General features: G+C 72.8%; 16 protein-coding genes. 6 read left to right on the plus strand and 10 right to left on the minus strand.

The features are described from left to right. Positions 1-359 precede the first annotated feature (359 nt). Positions 360-833 carry an N-acetyltransferase family protein gene (locus tag MID12_RS25395; RefSeq protein WP_411577005.1) on the minus strand — a complete coding sequence of 158 codons (474 nt, stop codon included), beginning with the start codon at positions 831-833 and terminating at the stop codon, positions 360-362. A 224-nt stretch (positions 834-1,057) separates the two neighbouring features. After that, entirely contained in the window at positions 1,058-2,467 is a 1,410-nt protein-coding gene (gene glnA, locus MID12_RS25400) for a type I glutamate--ammonia ligase (RefSeq protein WP_040254221.1), read from the minus strand. 283 nt (positions 2,468-2,750) lie between these two features. Between glnA and MID12_RS25405 the strand changes: the two genes are divergently transcribed. Beyond that, on the plus strand, positions 2,751-3,218 hold the full coding sequence (locus MID12_RS25405) for an RDD family protein (protein ID WP_040254223.1): 468 nt from the start codon (positions 2,751-2,753) through the stop codon (positions 3,216-3,218). Positions 3,219-3,612: 394 nt separating this feature from the next. On the opposite strand, the gene MID12_RS25410 is transcribed toward MID12_RS25405, so the two are convergent. From MID12_RS25410 to lipB, 4 genes are all read right to left on the minus strand, one after another. Continuing rightward, complete coding sequence (locus MID12_RS25410; protein ID WP_040254226.1) at positions 3,613-4,311, minus strand: DUF4191 domain-containing protein; 699 nt, start codon at positions 4,309-4,311, stop codon at positions 3,613-3,615. A gap of 92 nt (positions 4,312-4,403) precedes the next feature. Continuing rightward, positions 4,404-4,607 carry a hypothetical protein gene (locus tag MID12_RS25415; protein WP_040254228.1) on the minus strand — a complete coding sequence of 68 codons (204 nt, stop codon included), beginning with the start codon at positions 4,605-4,607 and terminating at the stop codon, positions 4,404-4,406. Between the two features lie 413 nt (positions 4,608-5,020). Then, complete coding sequence (gene lipA, locus MID12_RS25420) at positions 5,021-5,986, minus strand: lipoyl synthase (RefSeq protein ID WP_263170942.1); 966 nt, start codon at positions 5,984-5,986, stop codon at positions 5,021-5,023. 164 nt (positions 5,987-6,150) lie between these two features. Then, entirely contained in the window at positions 6,151-6,978 is an 828-nt protein-coding gene (lipB, locus tag MID12_RS25425; RefSeq protein WP_040254231.1) for a lipoyl(octanoyl) transferase LipB, read from the minus strand. 314 nt (positions 6,979-7,292) lie between these two features. On the opposite strand from lipB, the gene MID12_RS25430 reads away from it, so the two are divergent. After that, a complete protein-coding gene (locus tag MID12_RS25430) occupies positions 7,293-8,732 on the plus strand; it encodes a hypothetical protein (RefSeq protein ID WP_040254233.1) in 1,440 nt (479 codons plus the stop codon). Between the two features lie 228 nt (positions 8,733-8,960). On the opposite strand, the gene MID12_RS25435 is transcribed toward MID12_RS25430, so the two are convergent. Next, positions 8,961-10,313: an NAD(P)/FAD-dependent oxidoreductase gene (locus MID12_RS25435; RefSeq protein ID WP_263170943.1), complete on the minus strand. Its 1,353-nt coding sequence runs from the start codon at positions 10,311-10,313 to the stop codon at positions 8,961-8,963. A gap of 568 nt (positions 10,314-10,881) precedes the next feature. Between MID12_RS25435 and MID12_RS25440 the strand changes: the two genes are divergently transcribed. Continuing rightward, the gene (locus MID12_RS25440) at positions 10,882-11,100 is read left to right on the plus strand and encodes a hypothetical protein (protein ID WP_040254237.1); all 219 of its coding nucleotides are present in this window, start codon (positions 10,882-10,884) and stop codon (positions 11,098-11,100) included. 217 nt (positions 11,101-11,317) lie between these two features. Here the strand turns inward: MID12_RS25440 and MID12_RS25445 are convergent, their stop codons facing one another. Then, complete coding sequence (locus tag MID12_RS25445) at positions 11,318-12,214, minus strand: TIGR01777 family oxidoreductase (protein ID WP_263170944.1); 897 nt, start codon at positions 12,212-12,214, stop codon at positions 11,318-11,320. 235 nt (positions 12,215-12,449) lie between these two features. Here MID12_RS25445 and MID12_RS25450 point away from each other — a divergent pair, with 235 nt between their 5' ends. Continuing rightward, on the plus strand, positions 12,450-12,899 hold the full coding sequence (locus MID12_RS25450; protein ID WP_263170945.1) for a tyrosinase cofactor: 450 nt from the start codon (positions 12,450-12,452) through the stop codon (positions 12,897-12,899). 28 nt (positions 12,900-12,927) lie between these two features. Continuing rightward, positions 12,928-13,809 (plus strand): tyrosinase MelC2, encoded by an 882-nt coding sequence (melC2, locus tag MID12_RS25455; protein ID WP_263170947.1) that lies wholly within the window; start codon positions 12,928-12,930, stop codon positions 13,807-13,809. A gap of 31 nt (positions 13,810-13,840) precedes the next feature. On the opposite strand, the gene MID12_RS25460 is transcribed toward melC2, so the two are convergent. Beyond that, positions 13,841-14,359 carry a DUF4240 domain-containing protein gene (locus MID12_RS25460; protein ID WP_040254239.1) on the minus strand — a complete coding sequence of 173 codons (519 nt, stop codon included), beginning with the start codon at positions 14,357-14,359 and terminating at the stop codon, positions 13,841-13,843. Positions 14,360-14,521: 162 nt separating this feature from the next. Here MID12_RS25460 and MID12_RS25465 point away from each other — a divergent pair, with 162 nt between their 5' ends. After that, positions 14,522-14,713, plus strand: coding sequence for a DUF1059 domain-containing protein (locus tag MID12_RS25465; protein ID WP_040254241.1), 192 nt, complete (start codon positions 14,522-14,524; stop codon positions 14,711-14,713). 86 nt (positions 14,714-14,799) lie between these two features. Here the strand turns inward: MID12_RS25465 and aceE are convergent, their stop codons facing one another. Next, positions 14,800-17,493 (minus strand): pyruvate dehydrogenase (acetyl-transferring), homodimeric type, encoded by a 2,694-nt coding sequence (aceE, locus tag MID12_RS25470; protein WP_040254242.1) that lies wholly within the window; start codon positions 17,491-17,493, stop codon positions 14,800-14,802. Between the last annotated feature and the right edge of the window lie 217 nt (positions 17,494-17,710).

The following is a 17,710-nucleotide window of genomic DNA, read 5'->3' on the forward strand; positions in this document are numbered from 1 at the left end:
ACCTGCGGCCCCGGAGCCGGGGGCAGGTCACAGTCGCCCTCCCGGTGATCGTGGACCGGCCGCGGGTCATGCTCGGCGTAGCGCACCCACAACGGCTTCGTCCTGTCCGTACGGGACATCTCGTTCCTCCCGGAACCCGCCGCCCGCAACCCGGACCCTCCGGACGGACGGCCGGCTTCGCCAGCGCATGACGAGACCTCCGTTTCCTCTCCTCGACTGCCGTTCGTACGGCCCGGGGATCCGGGGATCTGCCGCGAGCGGAGAACCGGTCAGGATATGGGCGGAACTGGGCATGCACAAGGGATTCCCGGGCGCCGACGGCGGTCCGGAGCTGTCGCGCGGAGAGCGGGGCGGTCAGGTCAGGAGCGCGGGACGTCGAGCGGCAGCTCGCGGTGGAAGACGGCCATGGCGCGACCGGGACCGTTGTAGTCGTCGACGATCCTGACGTCGAAGCCGAGGCTGCGATGGAAGGCGAGGGAGCCGTCGTTCTCGACCGAGGTGATCGCCTTCAACCTCCGCGCACCCTGCCCCGCCGCCGCTTCGGCGAACGCCCTGTACAGACGACGCCCCAGACCGGTCCCGCGGGCGTCGTCCCGCGTGGCGATCAGATGCACGTACCCGGTGCCGTCCGGCGTCACGAACCCGAAGACGTACCCGCGGATCCCGTCCTCGCCCCGGGCGACCAGACAGGTGGCACCGAACTCCTGCACCAGGGCCAGCAGATGCAGCGAGCGAAGGTCGCGCTCGCCCCAGTAGCGGGAGTGATCGGCGAGAACCTGATGGAAGTCCGCCACTTGGGCCGGTGCGATATGTGTCCCCATGACGGGGATCATGGCAGGCGCCTCGCCCGTCACGGACGAAGACCCGTACGGGTTGGGCCGGTTGTCCGGCAGACCCGAGTCCGGTGCGACCTGCTTCCACCCTGACCGCCCCTGTAGAAGGCTCCGTCACGGCCCCGACAAACGGCGAGGGCCGCCACTCCGGTTCTGGAGCAGCGACCCTCGCATGCCACGGCAGGGTGTCCGGGACTTCCGCCCGGGTCACCCGGCCCCGCACTCTAGATGTCGAAGTACAGCTCGAACTCGTGCGGGTGCGGGCGGAGTTGGATCGGGGCGATTTCGTTGGTGCGCTTGTAGTCGATCCAGGTTTCGATGAGGTCGGAGGTGAAGACGCCGCCGGCCTGGAGGTACTCGTTGTCCGCTTCGAGGGCGTCGAGGACCGCCGGGAGGGAGGTCGGGACCTGGGGGACGCCCGCGTGCTCCTCGGGGGCGAGCTCGTAGAGGTCCTTGTCGATCGGCTCGGCGGGCTCGATCTTGTTCTTCACGCCGTCCAGGCCCGCGAGCAGCAGCGCGGAGAAGGCCAGGTACGGGTTGGAGGACGGGTCCGGGGCGCGGAACTCGACGCGCTTGGCCTTCGGGTTCGAGCCGGTGATCGGGATACGCATCGCGGCCGAGCGGTTGCGCTGCGAGTAGACCAGGTTGACCGGCGCCTCGAAGCCCGGGACCAGGCGGTGGTACGAGTTCACCGTCGGGTTGGTGAAGGCGAGCAGCGAGGGGGCGTGCTTGAGGATGCCGCCGATGTAGAAGCGGGCGGTGTCCGAGAGGCCCGCGTAGCCCTGCTCGTCGTAGAAGAGCGGGGAGCCGCCCTGCCACAGGGACTGGTGGACGTGCATGCCCGAGCCGTTGTCGCCGAAGATCGGCTTCGGCATGAAGGTGGCGGTCTTGCCGTTGCGCCAGGCGACGTTCTTCACGATGTACTTGAAGAGCATCAGGTCGTCGGCGGCGGCGAGCAGGGTGTTGAACTTGTAGTTGATCTCGGCCTGGCCCGCGGTGCCGACCTCGTGGTGCTGGCGCTCGACCTTCAGGCCGGACCTGTCCAGCTCCAGGGAGATCTCGGCGCGCAGGTCGGCGAAGTGGTCGACCGGGGGAGCCGGGAAGTACCCGCCCTTGTAGCGGACCTTGTAGCCGCGGTTGTCCTCGAGGGCACCGGTGTTCCAGGCGCCCGCCTCGGAGTCGATGTGGTAGAAGCTCTCGTTCGCCGCGGTCTGGAAGCGCACCGAGTCGAAGACGTAGAACTCGGCTTCGGGGCCGAAGTACGCGGTGTCGGCGATGCCGGTGGAGGCGAGGTAGGCCTCGGCCTTCTTGGCGATGTTGCGCGGGTCGCGGCTGTACTGCTCGCCCGTGATCGGGTCGTGGATGAAGAAGTTGATGTTGAGCGTCTTGTCGCGGCGGAAGGGGTCGACCCGGGCGGTCGACAGGTCCGCGCGCAGCGCCATGTCGGACTCGTGGATGGCCTGGAAGCCGCGGATCGACGAACCGTCGAACGCCAGCTCGTCGGCCGGGTCGAACGCCTCGGCGGGCACCGTGAAGTGCTGCATCACACCCGGCAGGTCGCAGAAGCGGACGTCGACGAACTTGACGTCCTCGTCCGCGATGAACTTCTTGGCCTCGTCGGCGTTCTGGAACATCCAGCTCCTCCTACCCCGCGCCCGAATCCCGGGGCGGGCGTTGTAGCTCGGTGGTGCGGCCAGTGCGGTGGCACACGCTGGGACCCGACCATAAGGAGGCGGGATTTCTCGAGCATGACCCATTTGTTTCGTCCAAGTTAACCAGCCTGAGGGGTGCGAAGGCGGCAAATCGCAGCATAGGGGAATGGAGGGTGAGGGTCCGGCGCGGGCGCCGGGTGGAGGCGGGGGCGGAGTTCTCCACCCGTCCGGTTCCACCCGAAACCGGAGGCAGTACCGTGGACGGGTGGACAAGAGGCATGCGATCGGATCGTGGCTGTCCGGCCCCCGCGCGGCGGCCGAGGACATGGGTGTCGACTTCGGCTACCGCGGCCAGCAGCTCGGACTCCCCGAGGAGGGGCCGGGCTCGGTGGCGCCGCTCGGGCGCCGCTTCGGTGCCCTCCTGGTGGACTGGGGCCTGTGCACGCTGATCGCATACGGTCTGCTGGCGGGTGGTGATCAGCGGGCCACGAGCAACTGGGCGCTGGCCGTCTTCCTCCTCCTGAGCCTGGCGACCGTCGGCACCATCGGCTCCACCCCCGGCAAGCGGCTCTTCCGCCTCCGCGTCATCTCCGAACACGGCGAGCGCCTCGGCTTCGGCCGCGTACTCGTCCGCAGCGTCCTGCTCTGCCTCGCGGTCCCGGCCCTGATCTGGGACCGGGACAGCCGCGGGCTGCATGACAGGTTGGCGCGGGCGGTTCAGGTGCGGATCTGAGCGTCCGAGGAGCCTGCCTGGCGCAGTGCGGCGGCCGTCGCACTGCACGGGCAGTCGCCGCGGTCGGCTGATGCACCGACGTACGCGACGCGGCAGCCAGCCTCTTGACGGTCTGGCGGTCCGACGAGCTCGATGCGGCCGGCCAGCCTGCTGGCGAATGTGACGCGCGCGCCTACGGGTACGGCCTACGGGTACGTACGTCCGCGTAAGCGAGACCATACGCACGGGATGCAGTGCGGGAAACGGGAAAGACGAGAGCGGCCCGGGGGTTCCGGGCCGCTCTTCGGGTCTTCGGGTCTTCGGGTTCTCTCAGGGGTGCCTGAGGGGCGTACGAGTGCGGGTGGCTGACGGGCCGCGGGCGGGGTGCCCGGCGGTGCTGCCGACTGTGTTCCGCTCAGCGCATCTTTCCGCCGCGGGGCATCCGCATGCCCTTGGGCATCGGGCCCTTGGGGAGTGGCATGTTGCTCATCAAATCGCCGAGGGCGCGCAGGCGGTCGTTGGTCGCGGTGACCTGGGGGCCGGTGAGGGTGCGCGGGAGCTTGAGCATGGTGGTGCGGACCTTCTTGAGAGGGACCTGGCCCTCGCCCTCGCCGACCACGATGTCGTGCACCGGCACATCCGCGACGATGCGGGCCATCCGCTTCTTCTCGGCGGCCAGCAGGCCCTTGAGGCGGTTGGGGTTGCCCTCGGCGACCAGTACGATGCCCGCCTTGCCGACCGCGCGGTGCACGACGTCCTGGTTGCGGTTCATCGCCACCGCGGGGGTGGTGGTCCAGCCGCGGCCGACGTTGTCCAGGACCGCGGCGGCGGCGCCGGGCTGGCCCTCCATCTGCCCGAAGGCGGCGCGCTCGGCACGGCGGCCGAAGACCACGGCCGTCGCGAGCAGGGCCACGAGCAGGCCCGCGATGCCCAGGTAGACGGGATGCCCGATCAGGAATCCGATCGCGAGGAAGACACCCAAGGTGCCGATTCCCACGGCCCCGAGGACCAGGCCGATCTTGGAGTCGGCCCTCCGGGTCATCTTGTACGTCTGGGCGATCTGCTTGAGCCGCCCGGGGGTCGCAGCCTCCGCTGCGGGTTCCTTCCTCGCCATACCTCGGAGTCTACGTGGCCCCGGAGAGGCCGACGACACTCGGGCGGCCCGCACCGGGCCGGGCGGTCCCGAAGGGTCCCGTACGGGGCTTCTCAGGAGGTGCGGGCGGAGACCGCGGCGTCCAGGACGCGCTGGGCCTCGACGCGGTCCTTGGCGCGGCGGCGGTCCTCCAGCACGGAGGTCCAGGCGTTGCGGCGGGCGGTGCGCTGGCCGCCCCTCATCAGGAGCGATTCGACGGCGCGCAGCGCGTCGGTGACGGTCGGGATGGCGTGAGCGCGGACGGGCGCGGCCTGCATGTCGGGGATCCCCTCGGTGGTGGCGGTGGGTGACACGGCGATGAGCCGACGCGGCGGTGACGGAGGGTGCACGCGACGTAGAAGCAGAGTCACTCATTGTTGTTACCAGTGTGTGACCCGGCGGTCAAACGCCAATGAAGCCTGAAAAGCGGGCGGTTCGCCCAGGTGGAGGGGTGGGGGAGCGGGCGGCGGTCGTCCCATCTGCGGCGATGCGCGCGGCCGGTCGGGTGGCGTCACTACTGAGCGGTAGCTTCTTGTGCTCGGTTTCACACGAGCCGCGGCCCAGGAAGGCGCGTGCCCGGCGGCCTCAACGGGCGCGCCGGGCACGGCAGTTGGTCTTGGGGGCGGGGGTCGGGGCGCCGGTCGCTTCCCGCGCGACCGTCCTTCGGTCCGTCCCTGCGATCGGCTCTCGGTCAGACCGCCTGCGAGGCCACGTACGAGCCCCGCTTCTCCACGGCCATCTGGTAGAGGCGGCCCGCGCGGTACGAGGAGCGGACCAGCGGGCCGGACATGACGCCGGAGAAGCCGATCTGCTCGGCCTCGTCCTTCAGCTCGACGAACTCCGCGGGCTTCACCCAGCGCTCGACGGGGTGGTGCCGCACGCTCGGGCGCAGGTACTGGGTGATGGTGACCAGCTCGCAGCCCGCCTCGTGCAGCTGGCGCAGCGCCTCGCTGATCTCGGCGCGGTCCTCGCCCATGCCGAGGATCAGGTTCGACTTGGTGACCAGGCCGTACTCGCGGGCCTTGGTGATCACGTCGAGGGAGCGCTCGTAGCGGAAGCCGGGGCGGATGCGCTTGAAGATGCGCGGGACGGTCTCGACGTTGTGGGCGAAGACCTCGGGGCGGGAGGAGAAGACCTCGGCCAGCTGCTCGGGCACCGCGTTGAAGTCGGGGGCCAGCAGCTCCACCTTGGTGCGGCCGCTCTCGCGCTCCGCGGTCTGGGCGTGGATCTGGCGCACCGTCTCCGCGTACAGCCAGGCGCCGCCGTCCTCGAGGTCGTCGCGGGCGACGCCGGTGATGGTGGCGTAGTTCAGGTCCATGGTGACCACGGACTCGCCCACCCGGCGCGGTTCGTCGCGGTCCAGGGCCTCGGGCCTGCCGGTGTCGATCTGGCAGAAGTCGCAGCGCCGGGTGCACTGGTCGCCGCCGATCAGGAAGGTCGCCTCGCGGTCTTCCCAGCACTCGTAGATATTGGGGCAGCCCGCCTCCTGGCAGACCGTGTGCAGGCCCTCGCTCTTCACGAGTTTCTGCATCGCGGTGTACTCGGGGCCCATCTTCGCCCGTGTCTTGATCCACTCGGGCTTGCGCTCGATGGGGGTCTGGCTGTTGCGGACCTCCAGGCGCAGCATCTTGCGTCCGTCGGGTGAGACTGCGGACACTGCGGCTCCCTGTAGCTTCGTGGGCTTCCACGCCGGTTCCCGGCGCCTTGCTCGGCCTGATGTGGCTTGGATTCCTCGGTGCACCCCAAGGGTACGCCCGTGATTATGCGGTCTTCTCACCCGGCCAACCTCTGCCAGCGCGGGTTCATTCCGCCGCCCGGGGATCAGGGGGCGGTCGTGGCCGCCAGATCCGCTCCGGCGGCGGCCCGCAGCGCGGCCGGGTCGAGGACCTCGGCCAGGTGCTTCTCCACCAGCGGCAGGACCTCGGCCAGGGTGATGTCGCGGCCGAGCTCGTTCGCCAGCGAGGTGACGCCCGCGTCGCGGATGCCGCAGGGCACGATCCGGTCGAAGAAGGTGTTGTCCGGGTTCACGTTCAGCGCGAAGCCGTGCATGGTCACGCCCCGCGCCACCCGGATCCCGATGGCGGCGACCTTGCGGTCCTCGCCGCGCTGGCCCGCGTTGGAGGGGGCGTACTCCGGGCCGTTGAGCCGCGGGTTGTACTCGGAGGTGGCGCGGACCGGCCGGTCGAGGCCGGGCGCGAGGTCCAGGGCGAGGCCGCCGGGTCCGGGCGCCGGGGCGGGCCGGGCCTCGCCGAGCACCCACACCCCGCTGCGGCCCTCCACCCGGCTGGTCCGAAGCCCCAGCTCGGTGCAGGTGCGGATGAGCGCCTCCTCCAGGCGGCGCACATGGCCGATGACGTCCCGGGTGTTCGGCAGCCTGGTGATCGGATAGCCCACCAGCTGGCCGGGGCCGTGCCAGGTGATCTTGCCGCCGCGGTCCACGTCGATGACCGGGGTGCCGTCGAAGGGCCGCTCGTCGTCCTTGGTGAGCCTGCCCGCCGTGTAGACGGCCGGGTGCTCCAGCAGTAGACAGGTGTCCGGTATCTCGTCGGCCACCCGCAGGGCGTGCACCCGCCGCTGCTCGGCGAGCGCCTCGGGGTAGCCGACGGACTCGGCACCGAAGCCCATCCGGACGAATCGCAGTTCGTTCACCGCCGTGCCTTCTTCCTCGAAACCTCGCCCGCCCCGGGTACGAAGGAGCGGCCCCCGCCACTGTACGACCCGGGCCGCCGCGTCAGAACTCGGGGCAATCCTCACACGAACGGATGAAGAAGGGGCGAAAGCGGCGGGGCGGAAATTGCGCAGCGTTACATTCGCGCCGTTCGCGAGGCCGCGGTGCCGACCGTGCCGCGGCCGCTCCCGGCCCGGTGGTCGCGCCGCGCGCCTCCTACGGATCGACCCGGTCCCGCCGGGCAGGCCCTACCCGTGACACCCCCCGGCCCGGAAGGCAGGAGACCGCACAGCTGATGACGGAACAACCCCCGCAGCGACCGCAGAACCGACGGCTCGCCGCGCTCATCGCCGAGGCCGGATTCTCCAACGCGGGACTGGCCCGCCGCGTCGCCCAGCTCGGCCTGGAGCACGGACTCGACCTGCGGTACGACAAGACCTCGGTCACCCGCTGGCTGCGCGGACAGCAGCCCCGCGGCACCACCCCGGCCCTGATCGCCGAGGTGTTCACCCGCCGCCTCGGCCGCCGCCTCACCGCCCAGGACCTCGGCCTGGACGCGGGCTCCCCCGTCTACGCGGGCCTGGAGTTCGCGGGCACCCCCGAGGAGGCCGTGGAGATCGTCGGCGGTCTGTGGCGCAAGGACTCCGGCAGCCATGCCGAGCTGCGCAAGATCGCCTTCTCCCCGGCAGGCCTCGTGGTGCCGAGCCGGGACTGGCTGATCGGCCGCCCCGACGACCGGGTGGCCCGCGGCGAGCAGACCCCCCGGGTCCCCGCGCAGGGCAGCAGGGCTCCGGTGCCCCGCCCCCGCGGCGGGCCCGAGCGCGGCCCCGGCCAGCGGGTCACCAGCGGTGACGTGGCCGCCCTGCGCTCCGTCGGCGAGCTCTTCCGCACCCTCGACCACGCCTACGGCGGCGGCCACGCGCGGCAGGCCCTGGTGCGCTACCTGGAGCACGAGGCGGAGCCGATGCTGCGCGGCAGCTACGGCGAGCAGACCGGCCGCCGGCTCTTCGGCGCCGTCGCCGACCTCACCCGCCTCGCGGGCTGGACCTCCTACGACATCGCCGCCCACGGCCTCGCCCAGCGGTACTTCGTGCAGGCCCTGCGGCTCGCCCAGGCGGCGGGCGACCGGGCGTACGGCGCCTACGTACTCGTCACCATGAGCAGGCAGGCGGTCTACCTCGGCCACGGGCGGGAGGCCGTGCAGCTCGCCCGGGTCGCGCAGCAGGGCATCGGGTCCTCGGTGCCGCCGCTGGTCCAGGCCCTGCTGCACGCGGCGGAGGCCCGGGCGCACGGGGTGCTCGGGGAGAGCCGGGCCTGCGCGGCGAGCCTGGTGCGCGCCGAGCACGCGCTGTCCTCCGCCAAGCAGGGCGACGAAGTCCCGTACTGGGCGCGGATGTTCGACGAGGGCCAGCTGGCCGACGAGTTCGCGCACTGCCACCGGGACCTGCAGCAGTTCCGCACCTCCGCGCTGCACGCGGAGCGCTCCCTGGACCTGCACGCTCCCGGCTTCGCCCGCAGCCGCCTCTTCTGCCGGGTCGTCCTCGCCTCCGCCCGGCTCGGCCTCGGCGAGCTGGACCAGGCCTGCGCCCTCGGCGCGGAGGCCGCCCACCAGGCCGCCGACATGCGCTCGGTCCGCGCCGTGGAGTACGTGCGGGAGTTCGAACGCAGGCTGGAGCCCTTCCGCGACGCGCCGCCGGTACGGGGGTACCGGGACCGGGTGGCGGCGCTGGGCTGAGGCGGGGCAGGCGCCGGGTCGGGGCTGCTGCGGCACCGGGCTGAGGCGCGCCCAGGGCTCGGGGCTGAGCCAGCGCCATGGCACCGGGCTGAGGCGGCCCCACGGCACCGGGCCGAGGCGGCCCCACGGTTCCGGGCTGAGCCAGCGCCCCACGGCTCCGGGCTGAGGCGGCCGCGGCGCTGGCCTGCCGCCGTGGCGCGGCCGAACTGCCCGGTGCCCGCGGCCGGTTCAGGCGATCGCGGGCACCGGCTCCTCGGCGGCGACCGGCCGGACGCCGAGGTCGCCGAGGATCGCCCGGGCCGCGCGGCGGCCGGAGTGCAGCGCGCCCTGCACGGTGCTGGTGTCGCGGTGGTCGCCGCAGACATAGAGCCCCGCGAGCAGCCGTACCGCCCGGCGCAGGTCGTGCGGCGGCGGCATCGCGGGGACGGCGTCGGGGGTGTGGTGCACGGCGAGGAGTTCCCAGCGGGCGGTGGAGGTGCCGTACAGCAGGGCGAGATGCCTGCGTACCGCGGCGTCGAGGCCCTTCGCGGTGCGGTCCGGCGGGGTGCCGAGCACGGTCGAGGAGATCAGCGGGCGGCCCGCCGGGGCGCGGCTGGGGTCGACCTCGCTGACCACCGCGGTGTGCGCCACCGGGCCCCGCCGGTCCGCGTCGAGCAGCAGTGCGGGCCCGGTCGGCGGGGCCGTCTCGGCGGTGTGGTGGACCACGGTCAGCGGATGGAAGCCGGGCGTGCGCAGCCCCGGCAGGAGCGCGGCGGCGCTGCGCGCGCCGGTGGCCACCAGGACGCCGCGGCAGCGCAGCCGCCCGTGTTCGGCGGTGCCGACCCGGTCCGCCGAGACCGAGGTGACCCGTACCGAGGTCCGTACGGTGCCGGGCGGCAGGGCGGCGGCGAGCAGCCGGGGCAGCTCGGCGGCGCCCCCCTCGGGCAGGCAGAGCGGGCCGCGCGCGAAGGCGTACAGGGCGAGGTCGGCCGCGCGGCTGGAGGTGCCGAGGTCCGGGTCGCCGAGGAGCGCGGCGAGCAGCGGGCGCACAAAGCCCTCGATGGTCTTCGGCGGCAGTCCGCGCGCCCGCAGCGCCTCGGCGGCGGGCGCCTCCGGCCGGGCGAGCAGCTCCGGGACCCCGGTCGCCGCGAGCCGGGCGAGGGCGGCGCCGAGCCGGGCCTGGCCGAGCGGCCCGCCCGCGGGCGAGAAGGCCGACCCCGGCAGCCGCGGGCGCGGCACCCGGGGCGCGAGGGCGCGCGCGGTGGACAGCGCGCCCCGGCCGCCGCGCACCCCCGCGAAGTCCCCGGCCCGGTGGTGGCGGCCGCCGCTGTGCAGCAGGACCCCCGGCGCGAACGGGCGCAGCACCAGTTCCGCGAGCGCCGGGTTGCGGTGCAGCTCCGGGTACGAGGCGCACAGCAGCTGCCCGAGCCGGTCGAGCCGGAAGCCGTCGAGGAGTTCGGTGGACATCCGGCCGCCCACCTCGGGAGCGGCCTCCAGGACCCGGACCCGTAAGCCCGCGGAGGTCAGCCGGTGGGCGGCGCTGAGCCCGGCTATCCCGGCTCCCACGATGACGACATCCGCACGATCCGACGGCTCTCGCACGTGCCCCTCCCTGACGCCGGGCGGCTGGTGGGAACCTCATGCCCCCAACTGGTCAGCCCGATACCCGGGTCCGGCCATGAGGGTAAGGACAGCCGCCCCGCACCGGGGGTCGCGCACCGACCGGGCACGGTGGCACAGGGGGCTCGCACTGAGGTGCGCGGGGGCGTGTCAATCCTGCTGCGCGCCCCCCTGTGGTGGCGGGGCTTCGGGCCGGGGCCGCCGAAATCCGGCCGGTGGCGACGGGCGTCGGCCGTGGCGGTCGGACTGCGGGCGGCGGCGGTCGGATTCGGGCCGCGGCGAGGCGCATCGGATCCGGCCAGGGGGGGGGGGGGGGGGGGGGGGGGGGGGGGGGGGGGGGGGGGGGGGGGGACGAACTCGACCTCGCTCGCTCCGCGCGAGGCCCCCGCTCGGCAGCGCCTCTGATGCGGTAGACGACCCCGCCCGCGCGACAGGTGCCCCCGCCCGGAAGCCCCTCACTCGTTTGGCGGGGACTGCCTGGTCGCGCCGCCGGGCGGGGCGGAGTGTGGGGAGGGTCCTGCACATCTCCGGCAGCAGCCGAGGAGTCCGCATGATCAAGAAACTGTACGAGTTGGGCCTGCGCAGCGAGCACGCCTACACGGCGGCGGTGGTCTCCGTCGGCCTGTCGTTCCTGTCGTGGGCGGGGTCCATGAAGGGCGAGTCCGCCGGAGTGGACCGCGCCGACCGGTGGGGCATCTTCGTAGGGGAGTGGGCGCCGACGTTCTTCGGTCTGGGCCTCGCCCTGAAGCAGGAGGAGCTGGAGCGGTAGCCGCTCCCGGACGAGCGCGAGGCCCCTGCCTTCCGGCGGGGGCCGTTGTCCGCGTTGCCGGGAACGGGCATCGCGGTACGCGGAGAGCGCGGCGCCACCGGCCCGCGAGTCGAGCGGCCCGGCGGGTGATCAGGACCCTCTTGCCGGTACGGCAGACCGGTCCGGGCCCGAGAGTTTCACTCCAGGGCGGGTGTCGAGCGATCCGGCCCCGGAAGCCTCAGTCCAGAGCGGCCCGGATCGCCTCCTCGATGTGCGGGAAGGCGAAGCGGAAGCCGGAGTCGTTGAGGCGGGTGGGCAGGACGCGGGAGCCGCCCAGGACATCGCCGGCCATCTCGCCGAGGACGAGGCGCAGGGCCGGGGCCGGGGCGGGAAGGAGCGCGGGCCGCCGCAGGACCCGGCTCATCGCCCGGGTGGCCTCGGCGTTGGTCACCGGGTGCGGGGCCGTGAGGTTCACCGGGCCCGACAGGCTTTCCTCGTCGATGAGATGGCGCAGGGCCGCGACCTCGTCGTGCAGGGCGATGAAACTCCAGAACTGGCGGCCGTTGCCCATCCGGCCGCCGAGCCCGGCGCGGAAGAGCGGGATCAGCCGCTGCCAGGCGCCGCCCTCGCGCGAGACCACCAGGCCGGTGCGGGCGAACACGGTCCGTACGCCCGCCTCCGCGGCCGGTGCCGCGGCGCCCTCCCACTCCACGCACAGCTCCGGCAGGAAGCCCTCGCCCGCCGGGGAGTCCTCGTTGACGATGCGGGCGCCGGTGTCCCCGTAATAGCCGATGGCGCTGCCGTTGACGAGGACCCGGGGGCGTTCGCCGGGGGAGAGCGCGGCGAGGGCCGTGGCCAGGGTGGCGGTGCTGTCCACCCGGCTGTCGTGGATCCGCTGCTTGTACTCCGGCGTCCAGCGGTGGTCGCCCACCCCGGCACCGGCGAGGTTCACCACCGCCTCGCAGCCCGCCAGTCCGGCCGCTTCGAGCCGCCCGGCCGCGGGGTCCCAGCGGACCTCGTTGCCCGCTCTGGGTTCCCGCCTGACCAGCCGGACCACCTCGTGTCCTTCGCTGTTCAGGGAACGTACGAGTGCCGTGCCGATGAGTCCGGACGAGCCGGCGACCGCGATGCGCATGAGGGCATCCTTGCGCATCCGGGCCGCGCGGGGGCCGACCAACAGGCCGTCGCGTACGGCGAGTTCCCGCCCCTTTCCCGGTCGGGGCGGGCGGGGAACGGGTCCTCGCCGCCACCGGCGGGGCGGGTGACCGGTGTCACGGGCGCGGGGCCGTCTCCTCATCAAAGCCTCAGGTTCCCCTTTCGATCATGGCATTGCTGACGATGTGTCTGCGAAAGGGATGAGGAACCAGGACATGGACGGACATCACGCGGTGCGGCACGCCGCCCACCCCAACAGGCGCCGGATGCTGATCGGTTCGGGCCTCGCCCTCGCCGGTCTGGCCGCCGCGACCCCGCTGGCCCTGGCCGCGCTGCCGGAGAACGGACCGGCCGGGCGGGCGGCGCCCGACGGGCCGATGCGCTTCGACGAGGTGTACCGGGGCCGCCGCATCCAGGGCTGGACGGAACCGGTGGCCCACCACGGGCCCGGCCGCGAGCACCACCGCTCCGGCGGCCACGGCCACGACCGGCACGGCGGCGGCGCGCGGGTCCTCGTCGACGGCAGGGACCTGCACCTCATGCGGAACGCCGACGGGAGCTGGATCAGCGTGGTCAACCACTACCAGACCTACGACGACCTCCGCGCCCTCGCCCGCGGCGCCGTCGACGCGCTCGACGGCGCCGCCCTCATACCGCTCGCTTGACCCCCGCCGAGGACAGGAAAGACGCACCATGCGCAAGAACCAGGCGACGCTGACCGATGCCGAGAAGCAGGACTTCGTCGAGGCCGTGCTCGCCCTCAAACGCCGCGGCCGCTACGACCGCTTCGTGCGCACGCACCAGGAGTTCGTGATGAGCGACACCGACGACGGGCCGCGCGTGGCGCACCGCGGCCCGTCCTTCCTGCCCTGGCACCGCCGCTTCCTCCTGGACTTCGAGGAGGAGCTGCGGGGCATCGACGACGCGGTCGAACTCCCTTACTGGGACTGGACGGTGGACCAGGACCCCGAGGCGGCGCCGTGGACCGAGGACTTCCTCGGCGGCACCGGGCGGGCCGCCGACGGCCAGGTGACGACGGGCCCCTTCGCGCGCGGCGGCGGCCGGTGGCGGATCAGCGTCCGGGTCGACTCGCGGGACTTCCTGCGCCGCTCGCTCGGGGCCGGCGGCGTACGGCTGCCGACCCGGGCCGAGCTGGACTCCGTACTGGCCCTGTCCACCTACGACCAGTCCCCCTGGCACAGCCGCGCGGACGGCTTCCGCAACCAGCTGGAGGGCTGGCGCGGGGTCGATCTGCACAACCGAATCCACCAGTGGGTGGACGGGCACATGGCGACCGGTGCCTCGCCGAACGACCCGGTCTTCTGGCTGCACCACTGCTTCATCGACAAGCTCTGGGCCGACTGGCAGCGCCTGCACCCCGGCTCCGGCTATCTGCCGCGGCGGCCCACCCGGGATGTCGTCAGCCTGGAGGAACCGATGCGGCCCTGGGGCGACGTGACCCCGGCGGACATGCTGGACCACACCCGGTTCTACGCCTACGACACGGATGAGGAAGAGGGCGAGGGCGCAGGCGTGGAGACGGAGACGGGGGCGGAAGGGGACCCGGGGGCCTGAGCCTCGCCGTCGCGGGACGGGGCCGGAGTCCTCAGCCGCCGAAGCGCTCCCACAGGCGCGGGTAGCGGGCGGCGAGCACCGCGTCGTCCTCGAAGTCGAGGGCGGTGCCCTCCGGCTCCTCGGGGGCGGCCGGGAGTCCGAGGTCGGGGGCGACGGTGCCGGTGAGCTGCTCGTAGGCCTCGTCGGCGGCGTAGCCGAGGTCCTCGCCGTCGCCGTCGGTCTCCTCGTCGAAGGTGTCGAGGAGGTCGGCGAGGGAGTCCGGGTCGTGCAGGGCGCCCTCGAAGACCTCCCGGCCCTGGCCGATGAGCCAGCAGCGGAAGAAGTCGAAGGCGTCGTCGCTCACCCCGTCGAGCAGCACCCAGGCGGCGCCCCACAGATCCCAGCGGTAGGCGCGGTGGTAGCGGGACTCGAAGTGGCGGGCGAAGTCGAGGACGGCGTCCGGGTCCAGGCCGAGCAGCCGGTCGACGAGGAGGTCGGCGTGCTCCTCGGGATCGCCCCCCGCGGCCTCGCGGGTGCGGTCCACGATCTCCCAGAACTCCGTCTCGTCCATCACGGGTCCAGCATCGTCCCTGGCGGGGGGCGGCGCACTCGGAACCGCGCTAGTCATGTGAGCTGCCCGGTGGGACCGGAGTACATGACGGCACCCTTTATGTGAATTAGGCGGGTATAGCCTGAAAAGGGAGGAAGGTCAGTCGAGCCGAAGAGGTGTGTCATGCGGAAAGTAGTGGACTGCCGGGACTTCCCCAGTGAATCGGGATGCACGCTCACCATCTCCGGTGAGGAGGAGGAAGTGGTCCGCGCCGCCACCGAGCACGCCGTCTCCGTGCACCAGCACGCCGACAGCCTCGACCTGCGGCAGCAGATCCGCTCCTCCCTCAAGGACGAGGTCCCCGAGCACGCCTGAGCCGCGGCCCCGCCCCGGCCGGGCCGCCGCACGCAGGCGGAGGGGCCGCCCCCCTACGGGACGGCCCCTCCGGCGCGGGCGTGCGGTTACAGGCCGTACCGCTCGCGGGCTTCCTTCACCGCGCTCGCGCGGACCTCGCCGCCGCGGGCCAGCTGCGCCAGCGCCGCCGCGACGATCGACTCCGCGTCCACGCCGAAGTGGCGGCGGGCCGCCTCCCGGGTGTCGGAGAGGCCGAAGCCGTCCGCGCCGAGCGAGCTGTAGTCCTGCTCGACCCACTGCGCGATCTGGTCCGGCACCTGCCGCATGTAGTCGCTGACCGCGAGCACCGGACCGGGCGCGCCCTCCAGGGCCTGCCGGACGTAGGGCACCCGGACCTCGCCGCGCAGCAGGGCCTCGTCGGCCTCCAGGGCGTCGCGGCGCAGCTCGCTCCAGGAGGTCGCCGACCAGACGTCCGCGGCCACGCCCCACTCCTCGGCGAGCAGCCGCTGCGCCGTCAGGGCCCAGTGGATCGCGGTGCCCGAGCCGAGCAGCTGGATGCGGGGGGCGTTCTCCGGGACGGTCAGGCCCGCCGACTGAGCGGTGTTGAAGCGGTACAGGCCGCGCAGGATGCCCTCGTCCACGCCCTCGGGGCGGGCCGGCTGGGGCAGCGGCTCGTTGTAGACGGTGAGGTAGTAGAAGACGTCTCGGTCCTCGCCGGGGGCGGCCTCGCCGTACATCCGGCGCAGTCCGTCCTTGACGATCGCGGCGACCTCGTAGGCGAAGGCCGGGTCGTAGCTGAGCGCCGCCGGGTTGGTGGCCGCGATCACCGGGGAGTGGCCGTCGGCGTGCTGGAGGCCCTCGCCGGTCAGGGTGGTGCGGCCCGCGGTGGCGCCGACGAGGAAGCCGCGGCCGAGCTGGTCGCCGAGCTGCCACATCTGGTCGGCGGTCCGCTGCCAGCCGAACATCGAGTAGAAGATGTAGAAGGGGATCATCGGCTCGCCGTGCGTGGCGTACGAGGTCGAGGCGGCGATGAAGTCCGCCATCGAACCGGCCTCGGTGATGCCCTCGTTGAGGATCTGCCCCTCGGCGGCCTCGCGGTAGTACATCAGCTGGTCGCGGTCGACCGGCTCGTACGTCTGCCCCTTGGGCGAGTAGATGCCGAGCGAGGGGAAGAGCGACTCCATGCCGAAGGTGCGGGCCTCGTCCGGGACGATCGGCACCCAGCGGCGGCCGGACTCCTTGTCGCGGACCAGGTCCTTGAGCAGCCGTACGAGGGCCATCGTGGTCGCCACCGACTGGCTGCCGGAGCCCTTGTCGAAGGCGGCGAAGGTCTTCTCGGCGGGGGCGGGCAGCGCGGGCACCGGGTGGGTGCGGCGGGCCGGGGCCGGGCCGCCGAGCGCGGCGCGGCGCTCCTGGAGGTAGCGGACCTCCGGCGCCTCGGTGCCCGGGTGGCCGTAGGGGACCCGGCCGTCGGCGAAGGCGCTGTCCGGGATGGGGAGTTCGAGGACGTCGCGCATCGTCTTGAACTCGTCCACCGTCAGCTTCTTCATCTGGTGGTTGGCGTTCTTCGAGGCGAAGCCGGTGCCGAGGGTGTGGCCCTTGACCGTCTGGGCGAGGATCACGGTCGGCGCGCCCTTGTGGGCGAGCGCCGCGCGGTAGGCCGCGTAGACCTTGCGGGGCTCGTGGCCGCCGCGGGAGAAGTGGAAGCACTCCAGGATCTTGTCGTCGCTCAGCAGCTTCGCCAGCTCGGCGAGCGCGGGCTCGGCGCCGAAGAAGTCCTGCCGGATATAGGCGGCGTCCCGGGTCTGGTACGTCTGCACCTGCGCGTCCGGCACCTCGCGCAGGCGGCGGACCAGGGCGCCGGTGGTGTCCAGGCGCAGCAGCTCGTCCCAGGCGGATCCCCAGAGCGATTTGACGACATTCCAGCCCGCGCCGCGGAACTGGGCCTCCAGCTCCTGCACGATCTTGAAGTTGGCGCGCACCGGGCCGTCGAGGCGCTGGAGGTTGCAGTTGACGACGAAGGTCAGGTTGTCCAGGCCTTCGCGGGCGGCGAGCGAGAGGGCCGCGGTCGACTCCGGCTCGTCCATCTCGCCGTCGCCGAGGAAGGCCCAGACGTGCGAGTCGGAGACGTCCTTGATGCCGCGGCTGGTCAGGTAGCGGTTGAAGCGCGCCTGGTAGATCGCGGAGAGCGGGCCGAGGCCCATGGAGACGGTGGGGAACTCCCACAGCCAGGGCAGCCGCCGCGGGTGCGGGTAGGAGGGCAGGCCCTCGCCGCCCGCCTCGCGGCGGAAGTTGTCGAGGTGGGTCTCGGTGAGGCGGCCGTCCAGGAAGGCGCGGGCGTAGATGCCGGGGGAGGCGTGGCCCTGGATGTAGAGCTGGTCGCCGGAGCCGCCCTCCTTGCCGCGGAAGAAGTGGTTGAAGCCGGTCTCGTAGAGCCAGGCCGCCGAGGCGAAGGTGGCGATGTGGCCGCCGACGCCGTACTGCGCGCCGCGGGTGACCATGGCCGCCGCGTTCCAGCGGTTCCAGGCGGTGATCCGGCGCTCCAGCGCCTCGTCGCCCTCGATCGCGGGCTCGGCGCCGGTCGGGATGGTGTTGACGTACTCCGTCTCCAGGAGCTTCGGCAGCGCGAGACCGGCGCCCTCGGCACGCTCCAGCGTGCGGCGCATCAGGTACGCGGCGCGGTGCGGACCTGCCGCCTCGGTGACGGCGTCCAGGGAGGCCTGCCATTCGGCGGTCTCCTCCGGGTCGCGGTCCGGGAGCTGGTCCAGCTCGCTGCGCGGGATGCGGATGGTGTCGGTCACGACGCCGCCTTCCGGTCGAAAGGGGGTGGGGGGTGCCCAGGTCTTTGGCAGGACAGGGCGAAGGCGCCCCGGTCGGGGACAGCCGGATCCGACTCTAAGCACCCGATCGATGATCGATCAAAGTTTCCCGGGCAAAATCTGCCGCCACGGGCGAAAGTCGGCATGGAGTGTCGCGAAAGGGGGCACCGAGTGCCAGAAAATACGGGTGTTCTCGCAG

The organism is Streptomyces sp. SCSIO ZS0520, from assembly GCF_025643355.1.
Taxonomy (GTDB): domain Bacteria; phylum Actinomycetota; class Actinomycetes; order Streptomycetales; family Streptomycetaceae; genus Streptomyces; species Streptomyces physcomitrii.

Excerpts from the sequence above, each read along its gene's own strand:
- MID12_RS25395 (WP_411577005.1), bottom strand. The coding sequence starts at position 833 with ATGATCCCCGTCATGGGGACACATATCGCACCGGCCCAAGTGGCGGAC.
- glnA (WP_040254221.1), bottom strand. The coding sequence starts at position 2,467 with ATGTTCCAGAACGCCGACGAGGCCAAGAAGTTCATCGCGGACGAGGAC.
- MID12_RS25410 (WP_040254226.1), bottom strand. The coding sequence starts at position 4,311 with ATGGCGAGGAAGGAACCCGCAGCGGAGGCTGCGACCCCCGGGCGGCTC.
- MID12_RS25415 (WP_040254228.1), bottom strand. The coding sequence starts at position 4,607 with ATGCAGGCCGCGCCCGTCCGCGCTCACGCCATCCCGACCGTCACCGAC.
- MID12_RS25430 (WP_040254233.1), top strand. The coding sequence starts at position 7,293 with ATGACGGAACAACCCCCGCAGCGACCGCAGAACCGACGGCTCGCCGCG.
- MID12_RS25440 (WP_040254237.1), top strand. The coding sequence starts at position 10,882 with ATGATCAAGAAACTGTACGAGTTGGGCCTGCGCAGCGAGCACGCCTAC.
- MID12_RS25445 (WP_263170944.1), bottom strand. The coding sequence starts at position 12,214 with ATGCGCATCGCGGTCGCCGGCTCGTCCGGACTCATCGGCACGGCACTC.
- MID12_RS25450 (WP_263170945.1), top strand. The coding sequence starts at position 12,450 with ATGGACGGACATCACGCGGTGCGGCACGCCGCCCACCCCAACAGGCGC.
- melC2 (WP_263170947.1), top strand. The coding sequence starts at position 12,928 with ATGCGCAAGAACCAGGCGACGCTGACCGATGCCGAGAAGCAGGACTTC.
- MID12_RS25460 (WP_040254239.1), bottom strand. The coding sequence starts at position 14,359 with ATGGACGAGACGGAGTTCTGGGAGATCGTGGACCGCACCCGCGAGGCC.
- MID12_RS25465 (WP_040254241.1), top strand. The coding sequence starts at position 14,522 with ATGCGGAAAGTAGTGGACTGCCGGGACTTCCCCAGTGAATCGGGATGC.